This is a genomic window from Microbacterium sp. A93 (genome assembly GCF_051842835.1).
In genome coordinates this window covers 11935-31641 of the sequence record NZ_JBPXMT010000003.1, presented here as the reverse complement: position 1 = coordinate 31641, position 19707 = coordinate 11935, and the positions used below count along the sequence as shown (strand labels likewise).

Genomic DNA, 19707 nt, shown 5'->3' with positions numbered 1-19707 from the left:
GGCCGGGGTTCAGCCCCGGCCCGGGCTCAGTCCCAGCCCGGGTTCAGTCCCGGTTCGGCAGGGCCAGGCGGAAGATCTTGCCCCAGGTGGAGCCGACCTGCTTGTGCAGGGGGCCGATGTTGTAGGGCAGTCCGTAGCGTTCGCAGATCTCGCGGACCTGGACGGCTACCTCGGCGTACCGATTGGACGGCAGGTCGGGGAACAGGTGATGCTCCACCTGATGCGAGAGGTTGCCCGTCATGAAGTGCATGGCCTTGGACCCGGAGATGTTGGCGGAGCCGATCATCTGCCGCACGTACCAGTCCCCCCGGGTCTCCCCCTCGACCATCTCCTCCGTGAAGGTCTCGGCGCCCTCGGGGAAGTGACCGCAGAAGATCACGGCGTGGGCCCAGATGTTGCGCAGCCCGTTGGCCGTGGCGGTGGCCAGCAACGCCGATTTCCCGGAGCCGGTCAGCAGCTGGGCCGCCAGCGGTGTGGCCGCGTAGTCCTTGGCGAACTGCTTGGCGGCCTTCACCCCGACGACCTTCAGGTCCCGCACCAGCTCGGCCTTGGACTTCTCGCCGGTCTTGACTCGGTCGATCTCCAGGTCGTAGAGCGCGATGCCCCATTCGAAGACCGGTGCCAGCCCGGCGTTGATGACCGGGTTCAGCACGTGTTTGGGCTCCCAAGGCTGGTCCCGGTCCACCCGCAGCACGTTGTAGCCGACGTCCCGGTCCTTGCCGATCACGTTGGTCCAGCGGTGGTGCATGTCGTTGTGGGTGTTCTGCCAGGACTTCGAGGGGGTGACGAAGTCCCATTCCCACGTGGTGGAGTGGATGTCCGGATCCCGCATCCAGTCCCACTGGCCGTGCAGGACGTTGTGCCCGATCTCCATGTTCTCGATGATCTTCGCGACACTCAGCATGGCGGTTCCCGCGACCCAGGCCACCTTGTTGCCAGCGCCGAGCAGACAGGTGCGGCCTGCGAACTCCAGGGCGCGCTGGACACGGATGACCTTGCGGATGTACGCCGCATCCTCGGCGCCGCGTTTCGCCAGGATCCCGTCCCGGACGGCGTCCAGCTCCCGGCCGAGCTCGGCCACCTGTTCGTCGCTGAGGTGGGCGGCGGCCGGCGGACGCACGGTGGGGCTGCCGGTGGTCTGGAGTGTCCCGGCCCGCACTGCGCCGTTGCCCGGGGCGCGACGTCGGCCCTCGGCCTGGCCGTGCGGGGCCGGATTCGGCTGTGGTTCCCCGGAAGGGCCCTTGCCGCGGCCGGGGGCCCAGCTGACGGTGTCCGGGCCTTGGACGGTTTTGGTCTTCTGAGTGGTCTTCTGAGTGGTCTTCTGCGTGTCGGTGAGGGTCATGGTGCTCCTAGGGGTCGGAAGCGGAAAATCGGTGGGGTTCTGTGAGGTGGAAGGGCCCCGGACTGTGAGGCTACAACGCCAGGCTGACCGGTCCGGCGGCGGCGCTCACACAGGTCTGGATGAGCTCTCCGGGATCGCCGTGCACCTCGCCGGTCCTCAGGTCGGTGACCTGGCCGGAGCGCAGGGGCACCAGGCAGGCGTGGCAGATGCCCATCCGGCAACCGCTGGGGGCCGCCACGCCGGCGTCCTCGGCCACCTCGAGCAGCGGAAGGTCTCCGGCGGCCTCCACCTCGATATCCGAGTTCTCGAACACGGCCATGCCGCCGGCCCCGGCGACGCCCGCCGTCAGCCCAGCCTGGAACCGTTCGATCCTCAGGCCTTCGGCCCCGGGCCCGATCTCGCGGGACCAGAGTTCCTCGGCGTCATCCAGGAAGCCCGTGGGGCCGCAGGCGTAGGCGGCCCGTTCCCGCCAATCCGGGCACAGCCGGTCCATGGCGTGGGGGACGGTGAGGTCGAGCCGCCCCTCCTCCGCGGTGAGGTGGTGGACCACCCGCAGGCCCGGGAACTGCTGGGCCAGCTCCTCCAGCTCCTCCCGGAAGGGAGAGGCCTCACGCGTGCGCACCGAGTGGATGAGGACCACATCGGCGTCCGGACGGCGCGGGACCAGCGTGCGGATCATGGACATCACCGGGGTGATCCCGGACCCGGCCGTGAGCATCAACAGCGGGCGGGGGTGCTCGGGCAGGGTGAAATCGCCCTCGGGCCGGGCCAGGAACAGCACATCTCCGGGCTCGGTGTCCCGAACCAGTGCCCCGGAGACCTTGCCGATGTCCGAGACCGTGATCTCCGGGTCCATACCTGCCGCAGCGGAGAGTGAATAGGAGCGCCACTGGCGCACCCCGTCCACGTCCACCCCGATGCGAGCCCACTGGCCGGCCTGATGGGCTTTCCACCCGGATCCGGCGCGGAAGGAGATGGTGGCCGTTCCGGGCGCAGGGCGTTCGACCCTCGTCACGATCCCGCGCAACTGCCGGGACGAGTGCACCGGGTCCAGCAACGCCAGGAAGTCCTGGGGTGATCGGGGGGTGGAGAGTACTGAGGAGAACAGGGACAACAGGGAACGACCGGCCATTGGTCCAGCTTATACGCCCACAGGGCTAAGTTCTTCACCGCGGGGATACGATTGAGTGCATGAACTTGTCGTCCCAAGACAACACCTCACCCCATCCCCTCGCCGGTGGGCCCCCGCCGCCCGAGGTCGGGGACACGTCCCACGCCCAGCGCTCCCACGGTGCCGGGGAAGCCGGGCAGGCCGGGGGCCCACCGGAGCCACCGTGGCTGTCCCTGCCCCCGGAACTCGCCCAGCTGCTAGCACCGGCGGTCCCCGCCGTCGTGGAGCAGATCATCGAGACGGTGCCGAACCAGATCCCCGCCTACCAGTTGGCCCGGACGGAACGGTTCAGCCACGTGCTCTTCCTGGGCGTCCAGGGCGCCCTCGAACAGCTGCTGTCCCTGCCGGGGACCGACCACCCGGCACTGAATGAGGAGTCGCGTCAGTTGGTGGCGGCCCTCGGGGCCGGCGAGTTCCGCCAGGGCCGGAGCATGGATGCCCTCCTGGCGGCCTACCGTACCAGTGCCCGGATCACCTTCCGCGGGCTGTCCGAGGCCTGCGCCCGGCTGGGCCTGCCCATGGAGGTGGTGGTGGATCTGGGCGAGACGATCCTCGCCTATATCGACGAATTGTCCGCCGTGAGCGTGCAGGCCTATGCGGTGGAGCAGTCCGCCCACGCGGGGGCCCTGGAGATGCGCCGGGCAGACCTGATTGCGGCCCTGGTGGCCGGCGGGGCCGAACTGCACGAGGTACGCCGGCTGGCCTCCGGAGCCGATTGGCACCTGCCCCAGCAGATGGCGGCCGCGGTGTTCCCCCTCGCGGCGGCGGCCGGTATCCGGACGCGCCTGGGCACCTCCGGGATCGTGGTCGAGCGCGAGTCCGAGGCCATGGCCATCGTGGCCGTCCCGCACGCCGAGCGGCTCCGCCCCCGGTTACAGGAGGTCTTCGCCGGCTCCTCCGCCGTGCTGGGCCCATCCGTCCCCTGGGAGGCCGTGCCACATTCCCACCGGGTGGCCCAACTGGTGGCGGCCCAGCTGCCGCTCGCGGAACCCACCGACCCGGGGGACCCGGTCTTCGCCTCGGATCACCTGTCCCAGATCATCCTCGGCTCGGAGCCCCAGGTCATGGCGGATCTCGCCGCCCGCCGGCTGGCTCCCCTGGAGGTCTTGGGAGAGGCCAAGCGCCGTGTCCTGGAGGAGACCCTGTTGCTGTGGCTGGTCCACTGGGGTCAGCGCCTTCCGGTCGCCCGTGAGCTGGGGATCCACGCCCAGACCGTGGGGTATCGGGTGGCGAAGCTGAAGGACCTCTTCGGAGGCGACCTGGACGACCCCGAGGTCCGATTCGAACTCGAACTCGTCCTGCGCGCACGCCAGGCGTCAGAGGGCCAGACCACGGGCGCGGGGTGAATGGCGTGCCGTCAGGAGATTCCTCGTCGAATCCTTGGCGTGGCCTCGACGACCGGTCATGCCGAAATCCGGGCGTCGCGACCCGACTCCGCCGGGACACCCGAAAGCCGGTTGTAGATGGCGGCGAGGAGTGCTCCGGCGAGGCGGCGTCACCCGGTCCGGACGGAGCCCCGTCCGGCCGGTGGCAGAAGGAACCGGTCGGGCTCCCTCGCCAAGATGCCGGCCGAGGGGTCATACCACGGGGCGGGGACAGCGTCGGAGCCGGAAGACAGAACAGGGTGGGAGCCGGGAGCCGGAACAGGGCTCACGCCGGCGGGTGGTGCGGGGTCCTCTGACCGGCGCACCAAATCCCGGTCCGGATCGCGGATGTCCCGGATGACGGACACGCAGATCCAGATCACAGCGGCCATGTGCAGGACAATCCCCGAGCCGTACCAGAGCGGGATCCACAGCGCCCCGCCACCGAACTCGCCGTCCGAGGTGATCCGGGCGGATTCCATCCAGACCCCGCCCCAGTGGTAGACCTCCACGGCCTGCCAGATCCAGAACTGCCGCCAGTCCGGCCGCGCCAGGACCACCAGTGGGATCAGCCACATGACGAACTGCGGTGAGTACACCTTCCCCAACAGGATGAACGCGGCCACGATCAGCAGGCACAGCTGTGCCATCCGGGGCCGGTGGCGGGAGGACAGTCCCAGATAGGCGATGCCGAGGCAGCAGAGGGCGAAGAGGCCGTTGGAGATCAGCGAGAACGCCTCCCCGGACCATCCGGTCCACGTGAAGGCCAGCCACAGCGAGGAGAAGGACACCTCGCGATCGCCCGAGAACGTGTAGAAGCGGCTCCACTGGTCGAAGGCCGTGAGCATGAACGGCACGTTCACGGCCAGCCACGCCAGCACGCCGGCGGCCAGGGACTTGAAGAACACCCCGAGTCTGCCGGCCCGCCAGCACAGCACGAGGATCGCCCCGAAGAAGAACAGCGGGTACAGCTTCATGGCGGCCCCGAGGCCCAGGACCACCCCGGCCAGCACGGGGTGGTTGCGAGACCAGAGCAACAGTCCCAGGGCGGCCAGCATGACGGCCCACAGGTCCCAGTTGAGGAAGGAGGTCAGGATGATCCCCGGGGCCACGGCCACCATCAGGGCGTCCTTGGACCGTCCGCGGGCGGTGTAGGCCGTGGCGATCACCAAGATCAGCCAGCAGATCAGGGCGCCGACCGCATTGACGTCGAAGTAGGTGACGGTGCGCTCCAACAGCGTCCCCTCGCCCGGGACGAACCAGGCGCTCACCCCGGCCACCACGGCCAACAGTGCCGGATACTCCATCCACTGGTCCTCCGGCAACGGCGTGTAGAAGGGGAAGTACCCCTCGGCCAGCCCGCGGGTGCCGAACAGCTGCCCGAAATCCGAATAGCACATGTGGATGTGCACCCCCGGCGCCTCCCAACCGTTGACGCGGCACCACTGCTTGGACAGCACGGCGATCACGGCGGCCAACAGGGTGGCCCCCACGAGCACGAACAACAACCGGCGGTCCGGGCCTGCGTGCGGGGCGGCTGGTCCGGTCTGGTTCACGGCATCTCCTGGTGGGTGGTGCTTCTCGGGTGTCGGCGGGACCGCCAGCGGGCGGTCAGGGGGAACAGTGCAGAGGTCTTGGGGTCCAGAAAGACAATGAACACCATATAGGTGAGACCGACGAGGCCGGTGATGACCCGCACCCAGAACAGCGAGATCCACTGGGCCACGGAGAGCTGGTCCACCACGCCGACCACCACGAGCGCCATGACCAGCAGGTACAACGTCCACACGGGCCAGCCGTGCCACCGCCGCACCACCGCGAACAACGGCAGCACCCAGAGCAGGTACCACGGCTGGATGATCGGGGCCAGCAGGACGGCGGCCAGCAGTGCCAGCCCGGTGGCCAGGACAGGATGCACGGGCCGCCGGGTCAGGGCCAGCCAGGCGGTGAACCCGATGGCGGCCACCTTGCCCAGGGTGTAGACGACATCCGCCACGGGGCGGACCCCGGCCCCCGTCACGGAATCCACGACCCAGCCGATCCCCAGTCCGAACACTCCGAAGGGGGCGTAGGGGAACGCGGCGTCCCCCGAGGTGAGCATCGCCGGTGCCCACCCGAACCACAGGCCGGTCAGGGCGCCGAGGCCGGCCAGCACCACGGCGGCCACGGCCAGACACAGCGCCCAGACCTTCACCCGTGCCAACCAGCCGGGGTGGTCCCTGAGCATCAGCAGGCCGGCGAAGGGCAGGGCGATGATCGTCAGGGGCTTGATGGCGATGGACAGGGACACCAGGACCAGGCCGGTCAGGTTCTGGCTGCGGGAGGCCGCGGGGCCGATCACGACGAATCCGGCCAACAACAGGCCCACCATGAGCGAGTCGTTGTGGATGCCGGCGATCATGTAGAGCGCGAACAGCGGGTTGGCCACGGAAATCCACACCGACCACGCCGGTTCCGCACCGAACCGCCGGGCCAGCCGCGGTACAGCCCACAGGCACAGCGCCAGCCCCAGGACCGAGACCAGCCGGAAGAGCAGGAACCCCAGCTCCGGGCCGCCCCCGGTGATGAACCAGACCGCACGGGACACCAGCAGGAACAACGGACCGTACGGTGACGGGGACTCGGCCCAGATCGAGTCGGCCCCCTGCATGAACCAGCCGGGCAGCTCGGAGATCCAATCCTCGTAGGGGTTCAGCCCGGCGTGCAGGAGCCGCCCCTGGCTGAGATAGGAGTAGACGTCCCGGGAGAACACGGGGAAGGCGAGCATCAGCGGTGCAGACCACCACCAGGTGGCCGTGGTCACGGTGGCGCCGGCCGTCGGACTCTGCCACTGCCCCTCCAGACGTTGTCCCAGCCGCAGCCACGCCCGCACCAGCAGCAGGGAGCCCACCACCAGCAGGATGGCACACCCCACCACGCCCACCGGTTCCACGCGCAGCGGATTGAGCACGGTGGTCCGGGCGAACAGGGAGGTCGGGGTCATCGCCAGCCAACCGACACCCCAGGAGCCCACCATGATCATCACCGAGCCGATGAGCCCCTGCCACAGGCTCGGAGCCGTCAGCTGATCCGGCCCGCCCACCACACGGCGGGTCATCGGCGCCTCGCCCAGGCGGCGGCGTATTCCCTCCAGCCGCCCGGGCTTCACACTCCTGGGTTCCGTCACGGGGCGGTCTGCTCCGGCTTCCGCGGGCCACGGAGGCGCGCGGCCGTGCGGCGCAAGGCGGCCCGCACATGCCATTCCTCCTTCATGATGGAGCTCGTCCACGGATCCAACAGCAGGATCCAGAGCATGCAGCCCCAGGACAACACCGTGGCTCCCTGCGCCAGCTGGGGACCGATCCCCAGGAACTGCCAGACGAAGAGCTGGTCCGCAGCCCCGAAGGCCACGAAGAAGGCCACCGTGAACACGACCCACTTCAGCTGCCAGTCGCTGCGGATGCCGATCACCGCGAAGAACGGCAGCAACCACAGCAGGTACCAGGGCTGGATGATGGGGGTGAGCACCACCAGGGCGGTGAAGGCCCACGTCATCCGCTGCATGAGGTGCTCGTGGCGGCCGCGGAACATGAGCCAGATGACCACCAGGACGGAGAGCAGCCGCCCGGCGGTCTTGAAGGCGTCGAGCACCCAGTGGTTGTCGAAGCCGAGGGAGTCGAGGATCACCTTGGTCCCCTCGGCCAGGATCCCGACCGGCGACCAGGGCACGGATCCGGTTCCCGTTCCGAGCATGACGGTGAGCCATCCGAAGCCGAAGTCATTGAGGAGCCCGACCAGCACCATAATGGTGCCCGCGATACCGGCGGTGAGGAACCAGTAACCGAAGCGCCGGCCCCAGCTGGCGCCGCGCCCGGCCCAGAGCAGTCCGATGAACGGCAACAGGACCATGGTGATGGGTTTGATACCCAGCGAGGCGGTGACCAGCAGGACTCCCAGCAGTCCGCGGCCGGTGGCGGCGTACCAGACGCCGGCCACAGCCAGTCCGGTCATCAGGGCGTCGTTGTGACCGGAGGCCACGAAGCTGATGAGGAACAACGGGTTGGCCACGGTGATCCACTGGGCGCGCGCCGCATCGGTGCCGAGCAGGGAGGCCAGTTTGGGCACGTAGACCATGATGAGCACGACCCCGGCCACGGCGGCCAGCCGGAACAGGAAGACGGCCAGGTCAGGATCGTCGGGACCGGCCACGGCCATGACGAACTGCTCGATCCAGAGGAATCCGGGACCGTACGGGGTCTCCGTCTGGGCCCAGGTGGCGTCCGTTCCCAGCTGGAACCAATTGGAGAGGGTGGAGATCCCGTCCTCATAGGGATCCTGGCCGGCCACCATGAGCCGTCCCTGCCCCAGGTAGGCGAAGATGTCCCGGGAGAAGATCGGCAGGCAGGCCAGCAGCGGCAGGATCCAGGCCGCCGTCGTGAGGTTGACGATCTTCAGGGCCCCCGGCCCGAAGGGGCGCAGCACCGTACCGAGGCGCAACCAGGCCCAGAACATCAGCCAGCACCCCAGGGTCAGCACCACGGTGCCGGTGATGACGCCGGACTCGGTGGTGCGCCAGGGGATGAGCCAGGCCCAGCGGTTGATCGGGGAGACGGAGGCGAGCCACCCCACGGAGAGGGAACCGGCCAGCACGGCGCAGGATCCGATGAAACCCATCACGGCCGGGACCCAGACGGACAGAGTCCACGAGGCGGAGGCCGGTGCCGTGCGGGTACTGGACACGCTCATCGCAGGCGGGATCCTTCCATGCAGTGGGCGGCCGGTCCACAGCCCGCCGCGGGCTTCCCACAAACTACCACCGGGGCTCAGGCTACTGTGGGAGGCGTGGCAGCTACAGCAGAGAACCTCGTGTGGATCGATTGTGAGATGACCGGGCTGGATCCGGTGGCAGATGCCCTGGTGGAGATCGCCGTCCTGGTGACGGATCCCGAGCTCAACGTGCTGGGGGACGGGGTGGACATCGTCATCAGACCTCCCCAGGCGGCACTGGACCAGATGGTCCCCTTCGTGCGGGACATGCACACCTCCTCCGGCCTGCTGGAGCGGTTGGCGGACGGAGTCTCGCTCGCCGAGGCGTCCGAGGCCTGCCTGGCGTACATCACCGAGCACTGCCCGCAGCCGGGCAAGGCGGTGCTGGCCGGCAACTCGGTGGGCCAGGACAAGCTGTTCCTCACCCGGGACCTGCCCGCGCTCACGGACCACCTGCACTACCGGATCGTGGACGTGTCCACCCTCAAGGAGCTCGCCCGCCGCTGGTATCCGAAGGCGTACTACCAGTCGCCGGCCAAGACCGGGGGCCACCGCGCCCTCGGGGACATCGTCGACTCCATCAACGAGCTGCGGTACTACCGTCAGGCCGTCATGGTGCCCGCCCCCGGGCCCGATTCGAAAGCCGCACAGCGGATCGCCGCCGGGCTGCAGAAGGTGACGTCACCGGAGCACTAGCGGGCGCCGGGACACCGGCACACGGTTCGCGTGGTTCTAGGCACCGTGAAAACCGTGTAAGATGGAACGCGCTGTCACGGTCGGTTTCCCGATCAAGCATGGTGGGTATAGCTCAGCTGGTAGAGCGTCTGGTTGTGGTCCAGAAGGTCGCGGGTTCAAGCCCCGTTACTCACCCCATATCACCGGCCCGGACTTCTGCGGAAGTCCGGGCCGGTGTCGTCTGTGCGGGGCTTTCTCCCACGCTGAGGGCCGGCCGCGCCTAGGATGACCTCATCGGAACCATCCGCCTGCCGAAAGGTCTCTGACATGAGCGTCGTGAAGATCAATGCGATCAGCGTCCCAGAAGGCTCCGGCCCCGAACTGGAAGCACGCTTCGCCGCCCGCAAGCACTCCGTGGACAGCTCCCCCGGCTTCGAGGGCTTCCAGCTGCTGCGGCCCACCGCGGGCGAGGACCGATACTTCGTGGTCACCCACTGGGCCACCGAGGCCGACTTCCAGTCCTGGCGACAGACGCGCAGCGCCGCGGCCCACAGCGGCCCGGACGGCGGGCAGAAGCAACCTGTCGCCACCGGCGCCGAGCTGCTCGAGTTCGAGGTCGTGGACCTCTGATGGCCGCCACCGGATGGATGGATGCCCTCCCGGTGCAGCTCGAGTGGCAACGCGAGCTCTACCGCCATTTCCACCGCCACCCGGAGCTCGGACTCCAGGAGCACGAGACGGCCGAGCGCATCGAACAGGAACTGACCGGACTGGGACTCGAGGTCATCCGCTGCGGTGGAACGGGGCTCGTGACCGTCCTGCGCAACGGTGACGGGCCCACCGTGCTGGCCCGTGCCGACATCGATGCGCTGCCGGTGACCGAGGACACCGGGCTGGACTACTCCTCCGAGACCGAGGGCGTCATGCACGCCTGCGGCCATGACCTGCACATCGCCGCACTGATGGGTGCCGTCCGGCTGATGGCGGAGCATCGCGATGCCTGGTCCGGGACGTATGTGGCCCTGTTCCAGCCCTCCGAGGAGAACGCGGCGGGGGCCCGGGCCATGATCGACGACGGGCTGGTGGCGCGGTTGCCGACCCCGGACGTCGCCTTCGCCCAGCACGTCATGCCCGCCGAGGCCGGCACCATCGGCACGGTGGCGGGTCCTGCCCTCTCCGCCGGGGACTCGGTCCGGATCACGGTGTTCGGCCGTGGCGCCCACGGGTCCATGCCCCATCAGTCGGTCGACCCGGTGGTGCTGGCCGCCTCGATTGTGCTTCGCCTGCAGACCATCGTCTCCCGTGAGACCGAGCCGGGGCAGTTCGCCGTGGTCACGGTCGGTGCCTCCAACGCCGGCACCACCGCGAACATCATCCCGGACCGCGCGGAGCTGCGCCTGAACCTGCGCACCTATGACACGCAGCTGCGCCAGCACATCATCGCCTCGATCGAACGCATCGTCCGCGGCGAGTGCGCGGCGGCCGGCTCCCCGCGGGAGCCGCTGTTCGAGTATTACGACCAGTTCCCGCTGACGTCCAACGATCCCGTGGTGACCGAGACCGTCACGCGCGCCTTCAGAGAACATCTCGGGCCGGCTGCGGTGCATCAGGCCGCCCCGGCCACGGCCTCCGAGGACTTCAGCCACCTGCCCGGGGCCTTCGGCATCCCCTACACCTACTGGTTCGTCGGCTCCGTCCCGGCCGAGACCTACCGTGCCGCGGTGCGGGCGGGCACCGTGACCACGGACATCCCGGCCAACCACTCCCCCTTCTTCGCCCCGGCCATCGACCCCACCCTGGAGGTCGCCACCCGCGCACAGGTGCTGGCGGCGCTGGCCTACCTGCCCGTTCGCTAGAATCAGCTCCGGCGTCCGGAGCGTGGCGCCACCGTAGCGAAGGAGCCCCCAGCACCATGACTGTCCGCCCGATCACCATCCACGGCGAGCCCGTTCTGCACCGCCGGGCGGCCGAGGTCACCCAGATCGACGATGAGATCCGCACCCTCGTGGCAGACATGTCCGAGACCCAGGACGCGGCCCGCGGTGTGGGGCTGGCGGCACCCCAGGTGGGCGTGGGGCTTCGGATCTTCACGTGGACCTTCGACGACTCCGGCGAGGCTCCCTCCCGCGGCCACGTCATCAACCCCGTGCTGACCCGCCTGGGCAAGACCTCCCAGGAGGACCCCGATCCGGACGAGGAGTCCGAGGGTTGCCTGTCCGTCCCGGGATACAGCTTCCCCCTGAAGCGCTCCGACCATGTGCGGCTGACGGGGATCGACGTACACGGGGCAGCGATCGACTTCGAGGCCACCGGGTGGTTCGCCCGGATCATGCAGCACGAGTTCGACCACCTCGACGGCTACCTCTACATCAACCGGCTCAACGGGAAGTGGAGCCGCCGGTGGAAGAAGTCGCTGCGCCGCGAGGGCTGGACGGTGGCCGGCAACACCTGGTTGCCCGGCGTGGACGCCGACCCCTTCGGCCACGACGAGCACGAACACCATGAGGACCACCACCCCGCCTGATCCTCTTCATCCTCTTCCCGACAGTGTTCCCGGCGTCGTGGTCCAGGGTGTTGGCCCTGGCCCGGGGTTCAGGCCCGGTTCAGGCCTTCGGGAACACCGGAACGGCGTCTCCGGCCATCTCTTCGATGACGCGGACGACCTGGCAGGAGTAGCCGAACTCGTTGTCATACCAGACGTAGAGCACGGCGTTCTTGCCGCCGTTGACGATGGTGGCCAGCCCGTCCACGATCCCGGCGCGGTTGGACCCGACGAAGTCCGAGGAGACGATCTCGGGCGAGTGGATGTAGTCGATCTGGTTGCGCAGCGCACCGGTCAGGGACTCGTTCCGCAGGCGCTTGTTGAGTTCCTCCACCGTGGTCTCCTTCTGCAGGGCCAGGTTGAGGATGGCCATGGAGACGTTCGGGGTGGGGACGCGGATGGCGTTTCCGGAGAGCTTGCCCTCCAGTTCGGGCAGCGCCTTCGCCACCGCCTTGGCGGCCCCGGTCTCCGTGAGCACCATGTTCAGTCCGGCGGCGCGGCCTCGGCGGGAACCCTTGTGGAAGTTGTCCGTGAGGTTCTGGTCGTTGGTGTAGGCGTGCACGGTCTCGACGTGGCCGTGGTCGATCCCGTACGCGTCGTTGAGGACCTTCAGCACCGGGGTGATGCCGTTGGTGGTGCAGGAGGCCGCCGAGAGGATGGTGTCCTCGTCCTTGATGTCGCCCGTGTTGACGCCGAAGACGATGTTCTTGATGTCGCCCTTGCCCGGAGCCGTCAACAGGACCTTGGCGGCACCGGTGGCCTGCAGGTGCTGGCCCAGCCCGTCCTCGTCCCGCCAGCGGCCGGTGTTGTCCACCACGATCGCGTCCTGGATCCCATAGGCGGTGTAGTCCACGGTGGATGGGTCGTTGGAGTAGATGACCTGGATGACCGTGCCGTTGGCGGTGATCGTGTTCTGTTCCTGGTCCACGGTGATGGTGCCCTCGAAGGGGCCGTGGATGGAGTCGCGGCGCAGCAGTGAGGCCCGCTTGACCAGATCGTCCTCGGAGTTCTTGCGGACCACGATGGCACGCAGCCGGAGCGACGAGCCGCCGCCCTCATGGGAGAGGATGATGCGGGCCAGCAGCCGGCCGATCCGGCCGAAGCCGTAGAGGACCACGTCCTTCTGGGTCTTGACGCCTTCGCCGCCGTGACCGGCGATCTCCGCGAGTTCGGTGTCGAGGAAGTCCTGCAGGTCACCACCGGCGGAGCGGTAGGCGGCCGCCATCCGGCCCAGATCGATCGACGCGGCACCCAGGTTCATGCCGGCCAGGGCCTGGACCATGGGGTAGGTCACCTCGATCGGGAGGACGGCCTCGTCGATCTGGCGGGCATAGCGGTGCGCCTTGATGATGTCGATGACACCCTTGTGGACGAGCTGGCGGCCGTAGATGCTCGTGATCACGTTGTTGTCCCGGTACAACGAGCCGATCAGCGGAACCATCCGCTCGGCCAGCTCCTCCCGGTGGTTCCAGGTGGTGTGCTGGTCCTGCGCGGTGCCGTTGGTCTTGTCTGCCACGGTAGGTCCTTCCCTTGTTCCCGTGCCGACCACGTTGGCGGCCACGGCGGTGTCCAGTCTAGTGAATCCGGCCGGCCCGCGGTGCTTTGGGTACCTGGCGTGTGGCCGAGACGTGACCGGCCCGTATCCGTGATGTGTCCAACAACAGGCAGACGCGCGCACCGAGACGCTGACCAGGGCGCCGACCCGGGGATATGGTGCTGGGAGTTGACATCTCGGCTGACCCCTTCCAGGGGAAGCCACGCACTGACACCTCGCACCGAACGCCCCACCCGCGCATCACATTCGAGAGGAGGGCCGGAGCCACCGTGCTCCGGCATCGCCATCATGAGCCATGACACGAATACAACGGCTGACCTGGTCAGCGAACTCAGGGAACGCCGACGGCGTCCCCTGAAGATGTTCCGCACCTCGGGGGTGGATTTCTGGGTCTTCGGCACGGCGGCGGCCGTGGCCCTGGCCATGGTCCTGTGGGGATTCATCGGATCGGAGTCCCTCGGCAACTTCTCGGCCGACGCGCTGAGCTGGACCATCACGCACTTCGGCTGGCTGTTCGTCATCGCCGCCACCGTGTTCACGGTGTTCGTGCTCGTGGTCGCCTTCAGCCGCTTCGGTCGGATCAACCTGGGCGCCGACGACGAGAAGCCGGAGTTCAAGACGACCTCCTGGATCTCCATGATGTTCGCCACCGGCATGGGCATCGGTCTGGTGTTCTACGGCGTGGGTGAGCCGCTGTTCTTCTACATGGCTCCGCCGCCGGGCACCGTGGAGGGCCAGACACCCGAGGCCGTCGGCGCCGCGATGGGCACCACCCTGTTCCACTGGACCCTGTACCCATGGGCCATGTATGCCGTGGTCGGCCTCGGCATCGCCTACGGCACCTTCCGGCTGGGCCGCTCGCAGCTGTTCTCCTCCATGTTCACCCCGCTGTTCGGCGAGAAGGCCGTCAACGGCTGGGGCGGCAAGGTCATCAACATCCTGGCCATCCTGGCCACCCTGTTCGGCTCCGCCTGTTCGCTGGGTCTGGGCGCGCTCCAGATCGGCGGCGGCTTGCAGGCCTCCGGGATCGTGGAGCAGGCCACCACCAGCCTGCTGGTGATCATCATCGGCATCCTGACCCTGGCGTTCGTCGCCTCCGCAGTCTCCGGGATCGCCCGCGGCATCCAGTGGCTGTCCAACATCAACATGGTCATGGCCCTGCTGCTGGCACTGCTCGTCTTCGTGGGCGGGCCGACCCTGTTCATCTTCAATGTCATCCCCGACGCCATCGGCTCCTTCATCGGCGACCTGCCGGACATGGCTTCGCGGACCGGTTCCGGTGACCAGTCCATGCAGGACTGGCTGGGCACGTGGACCATCTTCTACTGGGCCTGGTGGGTGTCCTGGGCGCCGTTCGTCGGCATGTTCATCGCCCGCATCTCCCGGGGCCGTACCATCCGCCAGTTCATCGTCGGTGTGCTGCTCGTGCCCTCGGCCGTGTCCCTGATCTGGTTCGCCATCTTCGGCGGCGGCGCCATCGGCATCCAGGAACGTGCGGAGCAGGCCGGTGATACGGGTTCGCAGCTCGCCCAGATCGTGGATGGCGCACCGGACATCGACTTCGACCTGATCCTGTTCGACATGCTCGGCGCCCTGCCGTTGCCGCAGGTGCTGACCATCGTGGTGTTCGCCGTGACGGTGATCCTCATCGCCATCTTCTTCGTCACCGGCGCGGATTCCGCCTCCATCGTGATGGGTACCCTGAGTGAGCGCGGCACCGACGATCCCTCCAAGAAGTCGATCATCTTCTGGGGCGTCGCCGTGGGGGCCTCCGCAGCCGCCATGCTCCTGGCGGGCGGTGATGTGCCGGCCGAGGCGCTGAACGGCATCAAGAACATCACCATCGTCTCGGCGCTGCCCTTCGTGACGGTCATGCTCCTGCTGTGCGTGGCCATCTGGAAGGACCTCAGACGGGATCCGCTGATGCTGCAGGACAGGATCGCCCGGATCGTGCTGGAGGACTCGGTCTCCGAGGCCGTGGAGGCCCACCACGGCGGCAGCTTCGGTCTCGTGACCAAGTCGATCGCCACCCGGGCCGCCCACGGCCAGCGCGAGGAACCTGACGTCCCTGAGACCGTGGTGGCAGACCGACACGGTGCGGCCCCCGAGGCACCCGAGGTACCGGACGCACCGGACGCACCACAGAGGTAGTCCCCCTCAACCCGAGAACCCCCGCCAGGCCCGAAGCCTGGTGGGGGTTCTGTGGAGTGTGGGGCGGGACAGGCTGGCTATACGCCGGGTTCTGTACCGGGGGCGGTTACCCACCTCCCGGCGACGGCCATCCATCTAGGCCCGCCGTTGCCGACGGGCTCGAGCAGCCAACCCGGATGCTCGGGCGGGCAGCCCTCGATCACATCCTGTTCGGCTTTGCTCCGGATGGGGTTTACCGAGCCGATCCGGTCACCCGGACCGCTGGTGGTCTCTTACACCACCCTTTCACCCTCACCGGGCCCACGGCGGTGCGAACACCGTCATAGACCAGGCGGTCTGCTTTCTGTGGCACTTTCCTGCGGGTTACCCCGAGTGGGCGTTACCCACCATCCTGCCCTGTGGAGCCCGGACGTTCCTCACGGCACCGTCGCCGGTGCCCTGCGGCCGTCCACCAGCCTGTCCCAGCGTCCCAGTCTACGTGGGTGAGAGACCTGCCGTGCACTGGCTAGGCTGTTCACCGTGTTGATCCTGTTGCCGCCCTCCGAGGGCAAGACCGCTCCCCGTTCCGGTGCCCCCCTGGACCTCGAATCCCTGGTGCTGCCTTCGCTGGCCGGGGAGCGCACCACGGCCATAGGCATCCTCTCCGCCGTGTCCTCCGCCCCCGACGCCGCCGAGGTGTTGGGCGTCGGCCCGGCCGTCCGGTCCGATATCGAGGCCAACATGGTGCTCTTCGAGTCCCCCGCGGCGCCCGCCCACCGGATCTTCACCGGGGTCCTCTTCGACGCCCTGGACTACGCCTCCCTCCCCGAGGCCGCCCGCCGCAGGGCCCGGGCGGACGTGCTCGTCTTCTCCGGCCTGTTCGGCGTCCTCGCCCTCGGTGACCGCGTCCCGAACCACCGCCTGACCGTCACGGCCACCCTGCCGGGCCTGGGGCGGATGTCCAGCTGGTGGAAGCCGCGTCTCACCCCGTCGCTGGACGCCCACGCCGAGCGCACGGGGGTCATCATCGACTGCCGCTCCGGCGGTTACATGGCCCAGTGGAAGGCGCCGGCCGCCCGCACCGCCACCGTGGACGTCTTCCAGGTCCGCCAGGGCAAGCGCACGGTGGTCTCCCACTTCGCCAAGCACACCCGGGGTCTGGTGGCCCGCGAACTGCTGCTCGCCGGCAGCCGGGTGGTGACCTCTCCCGAGACCGCCGCCGAGGTGGTGGCCGCCGCCGGGTCTGCGACCGGAGCCCACGACTGGACCGTGGACCTCGTCCCGGCCAGTGAGAAGAAGCACGCCAGTCTCCAGGTCACCCTGTCCGAGGTCCACACCACCGTCTGACCCGCCCGCCGAAACCGGCGGTCGGATCCGCTCCTGAATTCCGGGTTACCGGCGAGTAAGTGGTCCGGATTCGACCTGCAGTTCAAGGGGTCAGGCGGGATCGGCCACGAGTTCGACCTCGAAGCCGTCCGGGGCCTCCAGGTAGGCGGCATAGTGGTTGCGGCCCCCGGCGAAGGGGTGGCGGTCGGCGAACAGCAGGGTGAATCCCCGCTCCCGGGCGGCCGAGGTGAGGGCATCCACCTCAGCACGGGTGCCCGCATGGAAGGCCAGGTGGTTCAGTCCGGGCCGCCGCCGCTCATGACCGGCCGCCGCCACGTCCGGGCCGGATTCCAGCACCAGGTACTCACCCGCGCCCTGGTAGCTCGTCCCCTCGGACCATTCCCCGCTCACCGCATAGCCCAGCTGTTGCAACAACCACCCGAGGCCGTCGCGGGCGGCGGGCAGATCCGCCACCCAGATCTCCACGTGGTGCAGCCGCCCCGCCCGGCGGGAGGGCCCGACGTCGGCCGGCTGGGATGACGCGGCGGGTGCCGGTTCCGGCACGGCCGGTTCCAGCACGGCCGGTTCCGCAGTGAGCGCCGGTGCCCCCGTGACCTTCAGACCGGAACGGGACTTCACCCATTCCGTGCCGCTGGCCCCGGCGTCCATGGCCTCGTTGGAGAGCAGGTCCGCGTCCTTGTTCCGGGCCCGCGGGATCCACTCGTAGGTGACCTGACCGGCGGGGAGCAGGCTCTTGGCCTCAGCCGCGAGTTTCTGCATGTCCGCGTGCTTGATCTTCCAGCGGCCGCTCATCTGTTCCACCACGAGCTTGGAGTCCATCTTCACGTGGACGGCGGCCTCCGGGTCGATCGCCCGCGCCAGCCGCAGTCCGGCGATGAGCCCGGAGTACTCGGCCACGTTGTTGGAGGCCTTGCCCAGCGGTTGCGCGTCGATGTCCAGCAGGGCACCGCTGGCGGGGTCGCGGACGAGGGCGCCGTAACCAGCCACCCCGGGGTTGCCGCGGGAGCCGCCATCGGCCTCCACCTGCAGCAGTCGCGCACCGGTGGGCTGGCTCGTGGACGGGCGCGCCGAGGACTGTGCGGGCACGGTCACTGCTCCTTCTCGGTGTTCTGGACACGGACCAGGATGGCTCCGGAATCCGGGCAGAACACGAGGGTCTGGGCGTCCGCCTGCTCGATCTGGGCCAGGTCCGCGGGGCTGATCGGCATGCCGGAAGCCTCCGAGGTGTTGCCGATCAGGCGGGCGGCACCGATGCCGCCGTTGCGTTCCCGGAGCTTGTCATAGCGGGCCACGAGGTCCGCCGGCAGGGTGGCGGCCATCGCCTTGCGCTGCCCGGTGAGATCGTTGCCCTCGGCGGCCACGGCGGCTGCCTCCTCCTTCAGCGCGGCGCCCCGCTCCTGCGCGGCGGACCGCGCGGCGGCGAGGTCCTGCTGGGCCACGGCATCGGCGGCCTCGGACTGCTCGGCGGCCTCCATGGCCTCCAGCTCGGTGCCCTCGTGCTCGTCCTGCAGTGCCGTGAGCGTGGCCAGCTCGTGCATCATGCTCTCGAGGTCTTTGGCCGATCCCTGGCCGGCATCAAGCCGCTTCTGGTTGCGGTCCCGGCGCCCCCGGACCTCGGCCACGCGGGATTCGGCCTGGCGGACCGTCTCGCGGGCCTGCTCCCAGGCCGCCGCCGACTGCTCGGCGGCGGCCTGCCGCTCGGCGAGCGCCCGTTGCAGTCCGGCGTATCCGGGGTCCTGGCGCAGCTGCTGCATGCGGTGCCGGGCCCGGTCCAGCGCGGTGTCCAGTTGTTGCAGGTCCAGAAGCCGGAGTTGGTCGGCGGGTGTTGCGGTGGTGATGGTCAAGGCGGGCTCCTCAGCTGCCGGGCGTCAGGACGTAGTCCCAGGGGTCGGTGTTCTGGCCGCTCACGGCGATCTCCACGTCGAAGCCGCTCTCGGAGAGCAGGGTGTCCAGCGCCTCGGCCGCGGCGGGCAGCCACAGCCATTCGCTGCCGAAGTGGGAGACCTCCACGAGGTAGGGGCGGCCCCCGGTCAGACGGGCGGCCTCCCGCAGCTCGGAGGCGGGGTGGTGGCGCAGGTCGGCGGTGACGTAGACGTCCGCGGCGGCCGCCCGGACCTCGTCGAACAGGCTGTCGCCCGCCCCACCGCACACGGCCACCCGCTGGACGATCCCGTCCCGGTCCCCCGCCACGCGGACTCCACCGGCCACCGCCGGCATCGCACCGAACACGCGGGCGGCGAAATCGGACAGCGCCATCGGCCTCTCCAGCTGTCCCACCCGGCCCAGTCCCTCCTCGGGAAGGCCGTCCCGGGCGGGTGCCAGGGGGACCACGTCGCGCAGCCCCAGGATGTCGGCCAGGACATCGGAGACCCCGCCCACGGCGGAGTCGGCGTTGGTGTGTGCGGTCAGCAGGGCGCAGCCGCCCTCGATCAGCGTGTGGACCAGCTGCCCCTTGTACTCGGTGGCCGCCACCGAGTTCACCCCGCGCAGCAGCAGCGGATGGTGGGTCACCAGCAGCTGGGCCCCTGCCCCCACCGCCTCCTGGACCACGTCCTGGACGGGGTCCACCGCGAAGTGGATGCGTCCGACCGGCTGATCGGGACGGCCCGTCACCAGTCCGGAGGCATCCCACCCCTCGGCCAGGGACTGCGGCCACAGCTCCTCGAAGCACTCCAGGACCTGGGTCAGGGTCGGTGTCCGGGGGGGCTGGTTCTGCACGCTCATAAGGCCATTCTGCCTGAGACGGGAATGAACACGGTGGAATCGGTGCTGTAGGCGGATGTGAGTGATCTCGAGAACACCCCCGTCGCCCCGGCCGTAGACCCGGCCACCGAG

16 protein-coding genes, 1 tRNA gene and 1 other RNA gene are annotated in these 19707 nt (G+C 69.0%); 8 read left to right on the top strand and 10 right to left on the bottom strand.

What is annotated here, in order from left to right:
• Positions 1–43: 43 nt before the first annotated feature.
• Both ACSU1G_RS08215 and ACSU1G_RS08210 read right to left on the bottom strand, forming a co-directional pair.
• The gene (locus ACSU1G_RS08215) at positions 44–1342 is read right to left on the bottom strand and encodes a fatty acid desaturase (RefSeq protein ID WP_439279448.1); all 1299 of its coding nucleotides are present in this window, start codon (positions 1340–1342) and stop codon (positions 44–46) included.
• Between the two features lie 70 nt (positions 1343–1412).
• Positions 1413–2474: a ferredoxin reductase gene (locus ACSU1G_RS08210; protein ID WP_439279447.1), complete on the bottom strand. Its 1062-nt coding sequence runs from the start codon at positions 2472–2474 to the stop codon at positions 1413–1415.
• Between the two features lie 59 nt (positions 2475–2533).
• Here ACSU1G_RS08210 and ACSU1G_RS08205 point away from each other — a divergent pair, with 59 nt between their 5' ends.
• Complete coding sequence (locus ACSU1G_RS08205) at positions 2534–3859, top strand: helix-turn-helix domain-containing protein (protein WP_439279446.1); 1326 nt, start codon at positions 2534–2536, stop codon at positions 3857–3859.
• A gap of 149 nt (positions 3860–4008) precedes the next feature.
• Here the strand turns inward: ACSU1G_RS08205 and ACSU1G_RS08200 are convergent, their stop codons facing one another.
• From ACSU1G_RS08200 to mptB (ACSU1G_RS08190), 3 genes are read right to left on the bottom strand one after another with little or no spacing between them, the layout of a single operon-like run.
• A complete protein-coding gene (locus tag ACSU1G_RS08200; protein WP_439279445.1) occupies positions 4009–5433 on the bottom strand; it encodes a glycosyltransferase family 87 protein in 1425 nt (474 codons plus the stop codon).
• Complete coding sequence (mptB, locus tag ACSU1G_RS08195) at positions 5430–7043, bottom strand: polyprenol phosphomannose-dependent alpha 1,6 mannosyltransferase MptB (RefSeq protein WP_439279444.1); 1614 nt, start codon at positions 7041–7043, stop codon at positions 5430–5432. The genes ACSU1G_RS08200 and mptB (ACSU1G_RS08195) overlap by 4 nt, the downstream gene beginning before the upstream one ends.
• On the bottom strand, positions 7040–8602 hold the full coding sequence (gene mptB / locus ACSU1G_RS08190; protein ID WP_439279443.1) for a polyprenol phosphomannose-dependent alpha 1,6 mannosyltransferase MptB: 1563 nt from the start codon (positions 8600–8602) through the stop codon (positions 7040–7042). Before mptB (ACSU1G_RS08190) ends, mptB (ACSU1G_RS08195) begins: the two co-directional genes overlap by 4 nt.
• 96 nt (positions 8603–8698) lie before the next feature.
• On the opposite strand from mptB (ACSU1G_RS08190), the gene orn reads away from it, so the two are divergent.
• The 5 genes from orn (at position 8699) to def (ending at position 11822) form a co-directional block, all read left to right on the top strand.
• A complete protein-coding gene (gene orn / locus ACSU1G_RS08185; RefSeq protein ID WP_439279442.1) occupies positions 8699–9319 on the top strand; it encodes an oligoribonuclease in 621 nt (206 codons plus the stop codon).
• Between the two features lie 101 nt (positions 9320–9420).
• Positions 9421–9496: transfer RNA gene (locus ACSU1G_RS08180), tRNA-His, on the top strand.
• Between the two features lie 129 nt (positions 9497–9625).
• Positions 9626–9928 (top strand): antibiotic biosynthesis monooxygenase family protein, encoded by a 303-nt coding sequence (locus tag ACSU1G_RS08175; RefSeq protein ID WP_439279441.1) that lies wholly within the window; start codon positions 9626–9628, stop codon positions 9926–9928.
• A complete protein-coding gene (locus ACSU1G_RS08170) occupies positions 9928–11154 on the top strand; it encodes an amidohydrolase (protein WP_439279440.1) in 1227 nt (408 codons plus the stop codon). Before ACSU1G_RS08175 ends, ACSU1G_RS08170 begins: the two co-directional genes overlap by 1 nt.
• A 56-nt stretch (positions 11155–11210) precedes the next feature.
• Positions 11211–11822 (top strand): peptide deformylase, encoded by a 612-nt coding sequence (gene def, locus ACSU1G_RS08165; RefSeq protein ID WP_439279439.1) that lies wholly within the window; start codon positions 11211–11213, stop codon positions 11820–11822.
• A gap of 79 nt (positions 11823–11901) precedes the next feature.
• Here the strand turns inward: def and ACSU1G_RS08160 are convergent, their stop codons facing one another.
• Entirely contained in the window at positions 11902–13356 is a 1455-nt protein-coding gene (locus ACSU1G_RS08160) for a glyceraldehyde-3-phosphate dehydrogenase (RefSeq protein WP_439279438.1), read from the bottom strand.
• Between the two features lie 327 nt (positions 13357–13683).
• On the opposite strand from ACSU1G_RS08160, the gene ACSU1G_RS08155 reads away from it, so the two are divergent.
• Complete coding sequence (locus tag ACSU1G_RS08155) at positions 13684–15546, top strand: BCCT family transporter (RefSeq protein ID WP_439279437.1); 1863 nt, start codon at positions 13684–13686, stop codon at positions 15544–15546.
• 64 nt (positions 15547–15610) lie between these two features.
• Here the strand turns inward: ACSU1G_RS08155 and rnpB are convergent.
• Positions 15611–16006: RNase P RNA component class A (rnpB, locus tag ACSU1G_RS08150), an RNA gene on the bottom strand.
• A gap of 59 nt (positions 16007–16065) precedes the next feature.
• Here rnpB and ACSU1G_RS08145 point away from each other — a divergent pair.
• Positions 16066–16872 carry a YaaA family protein gene (locus ACSU1G_RS08145; protein WP_439279436.1) on the top strand — a complete coding sequence of 269 codons (807 nt, stop codon included), beginning with the start codon at positions 16066–16068 and terminating at the stop codon, positions 16870–16872.
• Positions 16873–16962: 90 nt separating this feature from the next.
• Here the strand turns inward: ACSU1G_RS08145 and ACSU1G_RS08140 are convergent, their stop codons facing one another.
• Genes ACSU1G_RS08140 through ACSU1G_RS08130 form a run of 3 tightly spaced genes read right to left on the bottom strand, consistent with a single transcriptional unit; the run spans position 16963 to position 19596 of the window.
• Positions 16963–17958 carry a reverse transcriptase-like protein gene (locus tag ACSU1G_RS08140; protein WP_439279435.1) on the bottom strand — a complete coding sequence of 332 codons (996 nt, stop codon included), beginning with the start codon at positions 17956–17958 and terminating at the stop codon, positions 16963–16965.
• Positions 17959–17960: 2 nt separating this feature from the next.
• Positions 17961–18716 carry a zinc ribbon domain-containing protein gene (locus tag ACSU1G_RS08135; RefSeq protein ID WP_439279434.1) on the bottom strand — a complete coding sequence of 252 codons (756 nt, stop codon included), beginning with the start codon at positions 18714–18716 and terminating at the stop codon, positions 17961–17963.
• Positions 18717–18726: 10 nt separating this feature from the next.
• Entirely contained in the window at positions 18727–19596 is an 870-nt protein-coding gene (locus ACSU1G_RS08130; RefSeq protein WP_439279433.1) for a Nif3-like dinuclear metal center hexameric protein, read from the bottom strand.
• Between the last annotated feature and the right edge of the window lie 111 nt (positions 19597–19707).